This window comes from Microbulbifer sp. TYP-18, assembly GCF_040932045.1.
In the GTDB taxonomy this organism is placed as follows: Bacteria; Pseudomonadota; Gammaproteobacteria; order Pseudomonadales; family Cellvibrionaceae; genus Microbulbifer.
The window spans coordinates 1-14572 of the sequence record NZ_JBFRBC010000011.1 but is presented as its reverse complement, the minus strand read 5'-3'; the positions used below and the strand labels follow the sequence as shown (position 1 = coordinate 14572).

Annotated in this window: 11 protein-coding genes and 1 tRNA gene; 7 read left to right on the top strand and 5 right to left on the bottom strand. The window is 54.1% G+C overall.

The genetic code is table 11. From position 1 onward, the window contains the following. Positions 1-48 precede the first annotated feature (48 nt). The 4 genes from secF to queA all read right to left on the bottom strand — a co-directional run bounded on the left by secF (position 49) and on the right by queA (position 5433). Entirely contained in the window at positions 49-1050 is a 1002-nt protein-coding gene (gene secF / locus ABVT36_RS10645) for a protein translocase subunit SecF (RefSeq protein WP_367150432.1), read from the bottom strand. A gap of 12 nt (positions 1051-1062) precedes the next feature. Next, positions 1063-2931, bottom strand: coding sequence for a protein translocase subunit SecD (secD, locus tag ABVT36_RS10640; protein ID WP_368456558.1), 1869 nt, complete (start codon positions 2929-2931; stop codon positions 1063-1065). A gap of 189 nt (positions 2932-3120) precedes the next feature. Further along, the gene (gene tgt / locus ABVT36_RS10635; RefSeq protein WP_368456557.1) at positions 3121-4239 is read right to left on the bottom strand and encodes a tRNA guanosine(34) transglycosylase Tgt; all 1119 of its coding nucleotides are present in this window, start codon (positions 4237-4239) and stop codon (positions 3121-3123) included. A gap of 147 nt (positions 4240-4386) precedes the next feature. Next, positions 4387-5433, bottom strand: a complete 1047-nt coding sequence (queA, locus tag ABVT36_RS10630) for a tRNA preQ1(34) S-adenosylmethionine ribosyltransferase-isomerase QueA (protein WP_368456556.1) — start codon at positions 5431-5433, stop codon at positions 4387-4389. A gap of 150 nt (positions 5434-5583) precedes the next feature. Here queA and ABVT36_RS10625 point away from each other — a divergent pair. The 4 genes from ABVT36_RS10625 (at position 5584) to ABVT36_RS10610 (ending at position 8269) form a co-directional block, all read left to right on the top strand. Then, a tRNA-Leu gene (locus tag ABVT36_RS10625) sits at positions 5584-5670 on the top strand. A 501-nt stretch (positions 5671-6171) separates the two neighbouring features. After that, entirely contained in the window at positions 6172-6531 is a 360-nt protein-coding gene (locus ABVT36_RS10620) for a PadR family transcriptional regulator (RefSeq protein WP_368456555.1), read from the top strand. Between the two features lies 1 nt (position 6532). Beyond that, positions 6533-7081 (top strand): hypothetical protein, encoded by a 549-nt coding sequence (locus ABVT36_RS10615; protein WP_368456554.1) that lies wholly within the window; start codon positions 6533-6535, stop codon positions 7079-7081. 24 nt (positions 7082-7105) lie between these two features. Further along, entirely contained in the window at positions 7106-8269 is a 1164-nt protein-coding gene (locus tag ABVT36_RS10610) for a metallophosphoesterase (protein WP_368456553.1), read from the top strand. Positions 8270-8863: 594 nt separating this feature from the next. Here ABVT36_RS10610 and ABVT36_RS10605 read toward each other — a convergent pair. After that, positions 8864-9250 carry a hypothetical protein gene (locus ABVT36_RS10605; protein ID WP_367150373.1) on the bottom strand — a complete coding sequence of 129 codons (387 nt, stop codon included), beginning with the start codon at positions 9248-9250 and terminating at the stop codon, positions 8864-8866. A gap of 134 nt (positions 9251-9384) precedes the next feature. On the opposite strand from ABVT36_RS10605, the gene ABVT36_RS10600 reads away from it, so the two are divergent. From ABVT36_RS10600 to ABVT36_RS10590, 3 genes are all read left to right on the top strand, one after another. Next, positions 9385-10284, top strand: a complete 900-nt coding sequence (locus ABVT36_RS10600; protein ID WP_368456552.1) for a cupin domain-containing protein — start codon at positions 9385-9387, stop codon at positions 10282-10284. 273 nt (positions 10285-10557) lie between these two features. Beyond that, positions 10558-11142 carry a MarC family protein gene (locus ABVT36_RS10595; RefSeq protein WP_368456551.1) on the top strand — a complete coding sequence of 195 codons (585 nt, stop codon included), beginning with the start codon at positions 10558-10560 and terminating at the stop codon, positions 11140-11142. Positions 11143-11619: 477 nt separating this feature from the next. Then, positions 11620-14271, top strand: a complete 2652-nt coding sequence (locus ABVT36_RS10590) for a TonB-dependent receptor (RefSeq protein ID WP_367150370.1) — start codon at positions 11620-11622, stop codon at positions 14269-14271. Positions 14272-14572 lie beyond the last annotated feature (301 nt).

The following is a 14572-nucleotide window of genomic DNA, read 5'->3' as shown; positions in this document are numbered from 1 at the left end:
GAAAGCACCGCACAGGCTGCCCTCCCGCCCGTTTCCGCAACGGCCCGCTCAGGGCATCTCCTCCAGCTCGGCACCCTCTTTCACCGGCGGCATCAGGTCTTCCTTGCTAATGTTCATAACCATCAGCACGTTGGCGGCGACGTAAACGGAAGAATAGGTGCCCACGACCACACCCACAATCAGGGCCAGTGAGAAGTTGTGAATCAGCTCACCACCGAAAAACTGCAGTGCCCACAGCACCAGCAAAGTGGTGAATGAGGTCATAAAGGTACGGCCCAGGGTCTGACTGATAGAGATATTGATAATCTCTGCGGAAGTCGCCTTGCGCACCCTGCGGAAATTCTCGCGGATGCGGTCCGCCACCACGATAGTATCGTTGAGGGAATAGCCGATCACCGCCAGCACTGCCGCCAGCACCGTCAGGTCGAAATCCAGCCGCAGCAGCGCAAAAAAACCCAGTACGATAATCACATCGTGGGCCAGTGCCGTCACCGCCCCCACGGAAAACTTATACTGAAACCGCAGCGCCACATAGGCCATCACCACAACCAGTGCGAATAGCATGCCCAGGCCGCCGTCGTCCCGCAACTCTTCACCGATCTGCGGACCCACTACCTCGACCCGACGCAATTCCACCGCGCCATCACTGTTCTGGCGCAGCAGGCCCACCACCTTGTCACCGATAGACTGGGTGGCATCCCGCTCTCCCGCGGTCGCCTGCGTCTGCTCGGCGGTCACCTCCGGAGGCAGCTTGATCAGCAGCTCGTTGTCGGAACCGAAACGCACCACCGTAGCACCGGCATAGCCTTCCTGCTCCAACTGCTGGCGCACAGTCTCTACCCGCGGCGCTATCTCATAACCCACCTCCACCTGGGTACCGCCGGTAAAATCCAGCCCAAATCGCAGCCCATTCATCGCCAGTGCCACCAGCGATGCCAGCACCATCGCGATGGACACCGCCGAAGCCAGCTTGCGCCAGCGCATAAAATCGTACACGCGCTTGCCCATGTACTCGGTGATCTTGCCGTTTTCCACCTTGGTCTCACTCATGGCCAGCCCCTTTTAAATCCACAGTTTCTGTACACGGCGACCGCCGTAGAACATATTGATCAGCGCCCGGGTACCGAGAATGGCACTGAACATGGACGTCAGGATGCCGATGGACAAAGTTACCGCAAACCCCTGCACCGGCCCGGAGCCAATCGCGTACAGGATCACCGCTACAATCAAGGTGGTGATGTTGGCGTCCACGATGGTGCTAAACGCATTGTCAAAACCTGCGCTGATCGCCGATTGGGGAGGCATACCGTTCCTGAGTTCTTCCCGGATGCGGGAGAAAATCAGCACATTGGCATCCACCGCCATACCCACCGTCAACACGATACCCGCTATGCCCGGCAGCGTGAGGGTGGCCCCGAGAATCGACATCACCGCCACCAGCAGTATCAGGTTGACCGCCAGGGCAATATTGGCAGCCAGCCCGAACACCCGGTAAAACAACAGCATGCACACCAGCACCGCCAGCAGGCCTATCTGTACCGACTTGACGCCGACATCGATATTGTCAGCCCCCAGGGACGGGCCAATCACCCGCTCTTCCACAAAATACATGGGCGCGGCCAGAGCACCGGCACGCAGCAGCAGCGCCAGCTCCTGGGCTTCCGCCGGGCTGCCGAGTCCGGTAACCCGAAACTGGCGTCCCAGTGCGCTCTGCACCGTGGCCAGGCTGATAATCTTCTTGTCTTCCGAGCGCACCTGCACAATAGTTTCGTTGCCCTCGGCATCGACCCCGGGCTGGGGTGTAAAGCGGGTTTCGATAAACAGGGTGCCCATCCGCCGGCCAACATTCTTCCAGGTGGCCCGGTGCATCAGTTCACCGCCGCGGGCGTCCAGTGTGATATTCACCTGGGGAAAGCCACTTTCGTCGTAACCCACCCGGCCATCGGTGACGCGGTCGCCCTTGATAATCACCTTGCGTTCCAGCCAGGCACCGCCATAGGCGGCAGCCTCCTGTTCGTCGCGGTACTCGAAGTACTCCTTGTCGGTCACCAGCGTATTGGGCCGCGCCTCCATACGGAATTCCAGATTGGCGGTCTTGCCGATGATACGCTTGGCCTCGGCCGTGTCCTGCACGCCCGGCAGCTCCACCACGATGCGATTGCGCCCCTGGCGCTGCACGATCGGCTCGGCCACGCCCAGCTCATTGACCCGGTTGCGCAGAGTGGTGAGGTTCTGGGTTACCGCATAGTCTTCCAACTGCTTGATTTCCTGCTCCGACAGGGAGGCACGGATCTCCAGGTTGTCGCCCCCGCCGGACTCCGTCAGTTGCAGCTGAGGAAACTCCCGGCGTATGGTGGACATGGCCAGTTCGCGCAGCTCCTCCGTGCGGAAGCGGGCAACGATTTCACGGTTGTCCACCAAGTCCACACTGCGATAGCGCGCCTTGGCAGCGCGCAGCTTGGCCTTCAGGTCCTGGGCGTAACCATCCAGGTTGGTCCGCACTATGGTGTCCGTGTCCACCTCCAGCAGGAAATGCACACCGCCCGCCAGATCCAGGCCCAACTTCATGGGGCTGGCACCCAGGTTGCGCAGCCACTCGGGAGTAGTGGAGGCCAGGTTCAGGGCCACCACGTAATCGCTGTGGCCCAGCGCATCCTGAATCGCGCGCTTGGCCGGCAACTGTTCCTCGATGGCAGTGAGCCGCAACAACACCGATTTCTGGCCCACCTCACCGCCAAAATACTCGATCCCGGCCGCATCCAGCGCCTCCTGCGCCTTGGCCAGCACAGCCGGGCCTATAGTCAGGGCACTGGACTGGCCGGAGATCTGCACCGCCGGATCGGGTTTGTACAGGTTGGGCGCGGCGTACAGGAAGCCGAGTGCCACAACCACGACAATCAACAGATATTTCCACAGTGGGTAGCGATTCATGCTGCTCTCATTGTTCTGGTCGACCCTGCCGGGCCATAAAACTTGGCAATTTCGGGCGGTGCCGGGGCCTGGCCACACAGTGGCAAGACGGCCGCACCCGTCCGGAATCTGCGCCGATTATACGGGGATAACGCGGGGGTACAATGCGCACCCATCCGCAAACGGCCGCGCCGGCTACCCCCCTTGCCCTCAGGATGCCAGTGGCGGCACCTCGCGCCCCAGGCGCCGGTAGAAGTCCTCCACACAGGTCTCCAGCTCCCCGGCCGCGATGGCATCGCGCAGCCGCTCCATCAGCCGCTGGTAGTGACGCAGATTGTGAATGGTATTGAGCTGTGCACCCAGCATCTCACCACAGCGATCCAGGTGGTGCAGATAGGCGCGGGAGAAGTGTTCACAGGTATAGCAATCGCAGCCGGTCTCCAGTGGTCCCGTATCGTGGCGATACCGGGCATTGCGGATTTTTACCACTCCCTCGAATGTGAACAGATGGCCGTTGCGCGCGTTGCGGGTGGGCATCACACAGTCGAACATATCCACACCCCGGCGCACCGCCTCGACGATATCCTCCGGCTTACCCACGCCCATCAGATAGCGCGGCTTGTCCGCCGGCATCCGCTGAACCAGGTGATCCAGTACCGCAAGCATCTCTTCTTTGGGCTCGCCCACCGACAGGCCGCCGATGGCGTAGCCGTCGAAACCTATCGCCTCCAGACCGCGCAGCGACACATCGCGCAACTCCGGATACATGCCGCCCTGCACTATGCCAAACAGCGCCGAAGCCCCATCGCCGTGGGCACTCTTGCAGCGCTCCGCCCAGCGCAGGGACAACTCCATGGATTTGCGCGCGGCATCCGCAGTGGCCGGATAGGGTGTGCACTCGTCAAAAATCATGACGATATCCGAGCCCAGCTCCCGCTGCACCTCTATGGACCCCTCCGGGGTGAGGAACACCGGGCTGCCATCCACGGGCGAGCGGAAGGAAACCCCCTCCTCCGAAATCTTGCGCAGATCCCCCAGGCTGAACACCTGGAAACCGCCGGAGTCCGTCAGAATGGGGCCGCGCCACTGCATAAAATCATGCAGATCACCGTGTTCCGCCACCACTTTCGTGCCCGGGCGCAGCATCAGGTGAAAAGTGTTACCCAAAATAATCTGTGCACCAATGGCCTCCAGATCCCGCGGCAACATACCTTTCACGGTACCGTAGGTCCCCACGGGCATAAACGCCGGCGTCTCCACCACCCCGCGCGGAAAGCGCAACCGGCCGCGGCGGGCATTGCCGTCGGCAGTGTCCAGTTCGAACTGCATAAAACACTCTGGGCGAGATGTGGAACCGCTCATCAACAATCCTCGGTGGTCAAAATTTGGGAGCAAAACAACGGTTAAACGCTCCGCAGAAACTCCGCCGCCCCGCGCCTGCCCGGCTAGGGCCAACTCAGTTAGTGTGAGCAGGCCCTAGTCATCCAGCCCCCGCACGTCGTCGTTGCGATCGATCAGCATAGCGTCGCCGTAACTAAAGAAGCGGTATTTTTGCTGCACAGCCTGCCGATAGGCATCCATGGTATGGCCATAGCCGGCAAAGGCACTCACCAGCATCAGCAGGGTCGATTCCGGCAGGTGGAAATTGGTAATCAGCCGGTCCACCACCTGGAAACGGTAACCCGGATAGATAAAAATGTCGGTTTCACCCACCATAGGCGCCAGTTGGCCACCGGCCGCGGCACTCTCCAGGGCACGCACACTGGTGGTGCCCACCGCGATCACAGCCCCGCCCCGCGCCCGGCAATCCGCTACCGCTCGACACACAGATTCCGGCACCCGCAACACTTCGCTGTGCATCCGGTGCTCAAAAATATTGTCCACCCGCACCGGCTGGAAGGTGCCCGCACCCACATGCAGGGTGACAAAGGCCGTTTCCACCCCCTTGCTTCGCAATGCCGCCAGCATCGCCTCATCGAAGTGCAAACCGGCGGTAGGTGCCGCCACCGCGCCCGCATGGCGGCCGTATACCGTCTGGTAGCGCTCCTTGTCCGAGTCATCGTCCGGCCGGTCAATATAGGGGGGCAAGGGCATATGGCCCAGCCGCTCCAACACCGGCAGCACCCCCTCCGCCGGGAACTCCAGTTCGAACAGCACGCCTTCCCGGGCCAGCATCTGTATTTCGGTATCGTCCTCCAGCAGAATGGCGCTACCGGGCCTGGGGGATTTGCTGGAGCGGATATGGACCAGAGCGCGGCGCCTGTCCAGCACCCGCTCCACCAGGATCTCCACCTTGCCACCACTGGCCTTGCGCCCAAACAGCCTTGCCGGGATTACGCGGGTATCATTGAACACCAGCAGGTCACCCGGTTTTACCAGTTCCGGCAAGTCGGCAAAGCGGCGGTGTTGCAGCCCTCCCGTGCCCCCGTTCAGGCACAGCAGACGGCTGCCGCGCCGCTCCTCGGTGGGGGTCCGGGCGATCAGCTCATCGGGGAGGTCAAAATGGAAGTCCTGGCGGCGCATGGCTAGAGTCTAGGCGTTCCGCTATGTCAGTAGTTCGGGGCGCGAAGGGTAACGGAAAGGCGCCCCGCCGCCAAATCCGGTTGACCGCTTCCAGGCCATCGCTATAATCGTCCCCCTCGCCGAGGCGCCTCCCAATACCTCGGCACCTGTGCCAGAGTGGTGAAATTGGTAGACACGACGGATTCAAAATCCGTTGGGGTAAAACCCGTGCCGGTTCGAGTCCGGCCTCTGGTACCAGTAAAATCAAGGGGTTAGCGATTTGTGCCTTAACCTTACTCTTTGAAAATCCCGCCAAAATGCCAACAAAGTGTCAACGCATAATCGCGAATGCCTTAATACGGACTGTCAGATCAAGTCTGCAGGCTGTTGAAAAAGTATTTTTCAACAGCCTGTCTAAACTAATCCATAGCATTGCCGAAGTCGCGGAGCGGTTTAGCATTTGCTCGAAGACGCTGCACCCCACGACCACTCGCCACCCACTCCTTCTTTATTATTATCTTGTGGTAATCAGTCACTGTTTAGGCGCATACAACTTTTTTTTGGCATCTCCACTTCCGGACAGATGCCAGTAAGTAGATCCGTTCAAAAGGAACATGGGCTAAAAAGCACCCATTGGGAGCGGGCAGGAGTAGCACCAAGCTTCGGGAATTAAGAATTTGCTTGCACTTCAAATCAAAATGCATTACAAGGCTACATTGCAGTACAAAGTTACTTGACAATACATAGAAGGAATACAATTTGGAGCCTACCGAACATAAATGGGATGTGCAGTTCCGAAAAGGGACACTGGAAATGGTGATCTTGGCCCTGCTTGGCCACGAAGCCCAGTTTGGCCTTCAGCTTCTTCACAGCCTTCATCAATTTGAAACCATGAAGATTACCGAAGGGACCTTGTACCCTCTCCTTGATCGCCTAAAGCGTGAAGGTGTTATTGAAAGCTATTGGCTACAAGAAGGTGAGTCCAGACCACGTAAATACTATCGATTATCCGCTGCAGGGCAAGACAAGCTGGATGGACTTCAAAACCGGTGGCTAAGGTCTGTTAAAGATATTAACAAGTTATTTAAACAGTGTGAATTAAAGGATAAAAGGAAGTAATATGGCGCGAAGCAAACTAATACATAATTACTTATCCGAATTGGAAATTTACTTATCCAGAATAAGTGAAATTCAAGCTCTGGAAGTAGTTCGGGAAATCGAAAGTCATATCTATGATTCTCTCGATCTACAGGAAAAATCTGACAATACAGAAATTGAATTGATTTTAGCCAGACTGGGCACTCCAAGGGATTTGGCAGCAGGATATATAGAGCATGTTACTACAGGTGCTGCACCTCCAAAAGGGCTAAAGCCTTTGTCGGGAATCAGGAAAGGGATTAGCAAAAGCATCTACTATTTAATTGTCAGCGCTGGATTTGGCATCAGCATCGCCCTCATTGCAGCCGCAATAGTCAAATTAATCAGCCCCTCTATTTTTAGCGTTTGGATTGCGGAACATGGTAACAGTTTAATAATCTCATTTAGCCAAGCAGACCAATCAGCCCAAGATCTAGGCACTGTATGGGTGATTTCCACGGCTATATTGATTGGTTTTTCGACATTCTATTTAACCTCCAGGATTTCCCGCATATTGAAAATGCATATTTAAACCAACAATAAAAGGAATTAATCCGTGTCTGTTATTTTCACCAACTTAAAACACTTTGGAATTACCTTTACCTTACTATTTCTGTGCGCGATTGGATTCGGACTGTATATTGGCGCCGATGCTCATTTATCTGAAGATAAACTTGCCTATAAACTGGGCGGGGAAGTCCATGTCTTCTATGAAAACAATCTACCGTTTGCCAAAAGAATAAAAGGCAGTAAAGAAAATGGATTTTATACCGATGAAACATTTAATACCGAATATGGATCACTCAGTTTTGCTGTTCCATTTCCATTAGACGCCAGTGAATTTACTGTCACTATTGACCCTGAAATCATAACCCCAGAAACAACTTATGATGACGGAGAGCCTATAGTCGCCATATCGGATATTGAAAGCAATTTCAGTGCTTTCAGGGATTTTTTGGTGACTCACGGTGTGGCGGACAAACAATTAAACTGGACTTTTGGCCAGGGTCACCTTGTGCTTGTCGGCGATTTTGTGGATCGCGGCGCCTCCACAACCCAAGTCCTTTGGGGGATCTATAAGTTAGAGCAGTCTGCCAAACTGGCCGGAGGAAAGGTACATTTTATAATCGGAAATCATGAAATAAAAAGTCTACAGGGTAATTATCAGTCTGCGAATAAAAAATATTTTTATATTGCAGGCATGCTGGGAAAACAACAGTATCACCTGTTCGATGAAAACTCATTTTTGGGCCGCTGGATGGCATCAAAAAATGTTCTGGAGGTGATTAATGAGATTGCTTTTACACATGGCGGCATTCATCCCCGTTTAGCGGAATTCGATCTTTCCCTGCAGGAAATCAATAACCTTGTCCGCGAAAGCTATAGAAATCTATATTACACGCCAGTTGTCGAGACTATGGAATCTTTTTTGAGATCCAGCACAACCGGGCCAGCCTGGTATCGAGGTTACTTTAAGGACGACTTATCACAGCGGGAGATTGAGCAGGGTTTGGAAGCCGTAGGCGCCAATGCGGTGGTCGTTGGCCATACACTGCAAAGCAAAGTCACAGCCTTATACAAGAACAAGGTTCTGGCAATTGATGTAAAACATCCAAAGGACTATGTAGTCAGTTTCCCCATCCGGAAAAGCGAAGGTCTACTGATCAAAAACGGGCAGTATTTCAGGTTGCTGGAAAATGGTGAAGCAAAAGCTATTTAAACTGGGAACCTGAAATAAATTAATGTGGGAAGCTGGAATTTTTGGACCAGATAAATTGAATTGATTGAAAAAATTCCTGGCGATCCCTATCGGGAAAAAAGACTTTGTAGTACTTCTAAAAATAGGGTTTCATATTAATTCACCCTCTTTACAGCCTCCAGTTGCGGGAATGTGAGCCAACAGCCCACCGCATTGTCACCCTGTTCTTGCGGGGGTTCTATCCTGTAGCCGGCAACCAGGGAACCTCCGATTATTCTCGAGATGCCAGCCACCCGGACCGGCATCTCGATATACTCTGAATTGAATCTGCACTTGGGCCTGTTCACACCACTGAATTGGCCCTGTTGTGACAGAAAAGGGGCCAATCGAGGCAAGAGGAGCGCGGTTTGGTTTTTCCAAATGAGCGACGAGCAACGAAGAGTGGCGTCTTTTCCAGCACAACCCGAAGGACTGCAGCTGGTTTCGCGCCCTGCGGCGTTAGAAATTGCTTATGTGGACCCACCACACTGCGCAATTCCTGCCTTGCAGGCCACAAAACCAGTAGCAGTAGGGCTATCTCAGTTAGTGTGAACAGGCCCTAGATATGCTTTAGAATTATTTCGCCGCTTTGACAACGTCCAGGTCATACCAAGGCGTGGGGTTGATGGGGCAACGGAAACGAACCCCTTGCTCGGTGATGGTAACCCGCGATCTGCGTGTCTCGCCTGGCTCCAGTGGGAACATGTCCAGTTGGGCGTGTGTCTTGTAGTTTTGGATTTGAAATCCTACCAGTTTATTAGCTTTGTTGGTGACAACAAATTCGTACTCACCAGCCTCCAAACCAGCGACGGTTTCCTTGGCTTCGAAATAGCCGTTGTATTCATCAAGATGAATCACAGTCACGCCTTCGCTGTTTTTTTGCGGTGTGCCGGCATAGCCGACCGCAGCCATCAATAGGCCGCTAGCCAGGACACACAGGGCAAAGATCTTTCTGATTGTCATGCTTAGTTCCTCCAAATACAGATAGTCAGTGTTGGCAACCAGGTTGCGGAGTGGACTATAAAGTAGGACCATATGAACTTAAAATGCTACTTTGTTCACTTTTTCGGTCAGATCGTACGATTTCGAGAGCTATTATGTACCTTGATGATAGGGACGCCCTGAGCAGGATCCTGCAGGGCCTGGGGTTGAAGGTAGATGTCTATGCCCATGGGGACTTCTGCGGCCACTGGGCAATCGATACCTCGGGGTCGCGTCGGATGCCCTTCCATTTACTGACGGTGGGCAAGGCCTGGCTGCATCGGCCCGGCCAGGAGCCGACCCTGCTGACGGCTGGTGACTTGGTGCTGTTTCCCTACGACCATCAACATGTGGTGTCCAGCGAGTCAAAAGAGCCCCCGGAGGACAAAGTCAATCAACCGATCGACCAAGGCCAGGCGGTTTCCGCCAATATGGTTTGTGGTTTCTTTGAGTTCAGCAGCCGAATTGCCTGGCCATTACTGGATGCCATGCCGCCGGCGGTGATTCTCGATTTTGGGGTTCAGAGTTCCCAGCCGCAGATCCGTACCATTGTCGGCCTCTTGATCAACGAACTTCAGACAAGGGAAATGGGCTGTTTCGCAGCTGCAAATCACCTGGCCTACCTGCTGTTTATCGAGGTTTTACGCCTGCAAATGCACCAGGCCGAGCAACGGGGCCTGTTGGGCGCCCTGGCAGACCCGAAAATCGGCAAGGCCCTCAACCTGATTCACAATGAGCCGCAGCAACCCTGGACACTGGACTCTCTGGCCCAAGCCGTTGCCATGGGAAGGACGGCGTTTGTCAATCGGTTCCGCGACCTGGTCAATATCACGCCCATGCAATACCTTACACAGTGGCGTATGCGTGATGCCCAGCAGATTCTGCTGACCAGTCAGCGCAGCATTGCGGATATTGCAGAGCAGGCTGGCTATCAATCCGAGGCCGCCTTTCGCAAGGCGTTCAAGCAGGTGACCGGATGCTCGCCGGGCCAATATCGCAAGCGGGAGTGTGAATAGCGACAGGTAGCCTGAAGACCATTGCCCTGGGCGTGGCGGAACCTATGGTCAAGGCTGCCGAGCGGGCACGGTACATCAATACTTTCCACACTGCAGGCCTGACGCTTATGGCCAACCAGATCTCGCTCCACCTGGGGGCGGGTGAACCTTAGCTTATGGCACCACGCCGGACCCTGTGGTCTGTTAAAATTGGAACACTACCGGTCGGGGCGCAATTTCGCCTGCCAGGAAACCGGGGCATTGCCGCCGGCACCTTCTCAAGTTGATGGATAAATGGATACTCTAACTGCCTTTCTCACTTTGCTGTTCGTCATGGATCCGCTGGGCAATATCCCCATATTCCTGGCGGCACTGAAGAGTGTCCCCCCCAAGCGCCAGCCCTACGTCATTATGCGTGAACTGATCTTTGCGCTACTGGTGCTGCTGGTTTTCCTGTATGGCGGGCGGTTTCTCCTGGCCTGGCTCGGCCTTTCACAGGAAGCCATTCGTATAGCGGGCGCCATTATTCTGTTTCTGATCGCCATCCGCATGGTATTCCCCTCCGAAGGGGGCATCATGGGCGAACGGTTGGAGGGTGAACCTTTCTTCGTACCCCTGGCAGTGCCCCTGGTGGCGGGGCCGTCCACCATGGCAATCCTGATGCTGATGACCAACAGCGAGGGGGAGCGGCTGCTCGAATGGACCCTGGCGCTGCTGGGAGCCTGGACGGTATCGGCACTTATTCTGCTGGCTTCGGCACCCCTGGCACGACTACTGGGTGGCCGAGGATTAATCGCGGTAGAGCGCCTGATGGGCATGGTGCTGGTGATGCTGGCGGTGCAACTATTTCTCGATGGGGTAAAAGAGTCCTTTGCCTGATTCCCTCCCACAACCACGTCCATTCCACTGAGTAGAGGCGAAAGGCCCCCATAGATACTTTCTTCCTGCCCCCAGGTGTAACTATCACCCAATGGATTTGTGCCACTGACAGCCAGTTGTATTGGCCTATTGTATTTATTGTTGCAGATGCTTAGAAATAGGTTAATAAATAGACAAATAGATCAATTATTAACCTCGCCTCCTTCACTCACTTCAATATAAATGTATTGTCACAAAATTCACCTTTTTTTGTAAAAAATTAACTGCTAGATACAAAAAGTAGGATAAATCTACCTAGTTAAGAACGAAAAATGACCGTTTAGTTTAATTTTTACCCAGCTTGGCGTTCGTAAGTTGACCGCAATATAGTCAGTTTAGTTCCTTATTTACCCTTAATGCATTAAAGTCCGCATCCGCGATAAATACTTCATAAGCACAATTTAATTTAAATTTATTTAAGTTTAATAAGGACGCAGTATGATCAAAACCAAATTGAGCGTTGCTGTCGCAACTCTTAGCACTGTGACCGCTACCGGTGTGATGGCTCAAAACTCTACTTCTGGACCTGCTGTGGAAGAAGTTGTAGTAACCGGTTCGCGTATCGCACGTGACCCTCTATCTACTACTGGGCCGATCACAGTGGTTGACTCTGAGGCGATTCAACGGTCCGGTGTCGGCACCATCGATGAGCTGTTGAACGAATTGCCCTCCCTGGGCAACGCCGGAATCAATGCGAACGACAACAACGGCGGCCTGGGTCTGGCATTTGTCGATCTGCGTAATTTGGGTTCTGCACGCACTCTGGTTCTGGTCAATGGGCGCCGTTTCGTGTCGTCTGCTTCGGGTGTCAGTTCCGCAGTGGATATGAACAATATCCCAGTGGACATGATAGATCGCATCGAAGTCCTCACCGATGGTGCTTCCGCGGTATATGGTTCGGACGCAGTAGCGGGTGTCATCAATGTGGTCATGAAAGATTCATATGATGGCGTACGCATAAGTGCCCGTGGCGGCGTTACTGAAGAGGGTGGCGGCGAGAATGGCGAACTCTCGATTACGTTCGGGAACGAAGGTGAGCGCGGCAACATAATTGGCAACATCACTCATAGCACACGGGATGAAATCACTTATAACGACCGCGAGTGGGCCAGTCTGTTTAGCTCTATAGCCCCTAACGGCAATATTTTTACCAATTACGGCAACTTTTCTGTCGGTGACGATGGCACCAGTCTGAACCCCTATTCGCCCTACAATATCGGCCAATTTATGTGGCTATCCGGTGCCCTGGATCGTACCAGTTTCAGCTTGTCTGGTAATTATTCTCTGACTGATTCGGTTGAGGCCTACGGTGAATTCAGTTACACCAACAAAACCACCAACCAGCAATTGGCCGCACAACCAATGCTTTCCAGCACGGGCCTTGTCATAAATCCGGAGCAACACCTGCCAGTCGAGATTCAGAACCAATTGGAAAGTACATGGCAGGAAGCATTCAATGCCTGGGTGGCCAATGGAAGCAATCCTGATGACGCGGTGAACCCCTTCCCTGGCAACAGTTGGGTTGAAGGGTTCAACGACTTTCGTATCCGGCCGGTAACCGGCGGCACCCGCAACTCAGAACAAACCACTGATACCTACCGCTTCGTAGGCGGTCTCCGTGGTGATCTGGCCAATGGCTGGAACTGGGACTCATTCGCCAGCTATGGCAGAAATGAGGGTGAAAACTCCATCGGCAACTCCTATAACAGGGCTCGACTGGATGAAGTCCTAAGTGGCGAGGCAGGGTTGGACGTCCAGCTTGCCGGAGGAATAAGCCCCGAGATTATCGATTACTTCCGCTACAACGACCGCGAAGACAACGAATATGAACTGATCAATGTTGGGGCATCCCTGTCCGGTGACATTGAGTCGATACAGTTCCAGGGCGGCGCACTGGGTTTTGCCACTGGCTTGGAGTACCGGAAAGAGTCCGGAGAGTTCAATCCGAGCCCGGAAACCCAAAGCGGCGATACTTTTGGTAACCAGCAGGATGCCACTGGCGGCGATTACAATGTTTCTGAGGTGTTTGCAGAGTTCAACCTACCGATCTTTGAGGATGCCAGGTTCGCGAAGGAGCTGTCAGCAGATGTAGCAGTGCGCTACTCTGACTACAGCACTTTTGGCGGCGAAACCACCGGGAAGTTTGGGCTGGTATATGCGCCAATCGAAGATCTGCGTTTTCGTGCCAGCTACTCCACCGCCTTTCGTGCACCTGGCATTTACGAGCTGTTCAGCGGTACGGCTCAAAGTTTTGAATTCCTGATCGATCCTTGTGATACCAGTCCGGCCAATGGCGAAGGTCAGGGTGCCAACTGCTCAGCTGTTAATCCTGGGTTCACCCAGGCCGGTAACCAGGTACCGACCAATATCGGCGGCAACGAAGATCTCCAACCAGAAGAAGCCAAAACCTTCACTGCGGGTATAGTGTGGACACCGGGCTTTGTAGAAGATCTGTCTGTCACACTGGATTATTTTGATATTCATATCGACGATACCATCACCTCCCCCGATTTACAGCGTATTCTCGACGACTGTTACCGGGAGGGGATTGCCGACGCCTGTCAATTTGTTACCCGCGGTGCTGGCAACCAGATTATCCAGCTCGAAGGTGCGCAATTGAACATTGGCCGAACTGATACCCGCGGTATCGACCTGGATGTGTCCAAGAGCTTCTACTTCAACGCAGGACAGCTGGATCTGCGTGCTCAGGCCACGCACCTGCTGGAGTACGAGGAGTTCAATGAACAATCCGGCACTGAGACTGATTTGGTCAACTTCGTCGGCACAACCAGCGGCCTGTATGTAGACTGGCGAGGCCTCGCCAGTGCCACTTGGTACGGCAACGATTGGCAGGTTGGTACTGATATCCGGTATCTGAGCGATGGGGAAAGTTCATTCCGGCCGATAGACGCCGTAACCTATCTCGACCTCAATGCAGGTTGGACTGTAACCGATGCGGTGCGTTTGTCCGCAGGTATTGACAATGTCACCGACGAAGAGCCTGAAGATGTCTCCGGCTTCGGCGACTGGAACAGCGCCTATGACTTCAGAGGCCGCTATGCATGGGCTGGCGTGAGTTACGAGTTCTAGACAACTTGCAGCAATCGTCAACTAAAGGGGCGCTTTAGCGCCCCTTTTTCTTTGTTTATAAACCGGCCAATTTAAAGCATCCGTAGCTATGTAGAGAGCCCTTGAAATCCCTCGCAATTATGTAATAGCCTTAAATTCAGTGCTTAGCGCTGGCATTGCGCAGCAACCTAGCAGGCCGTTGATTTTCACTCAGATTCGAACACGGTAATCGTTTGAATCCGCAATTCTCGGCCCAAATAGACGATTTAAGGCCATTTTTTACCCTTACGGGCCTTGGTGGCGGGCTTTCCCCGCCTTCAAG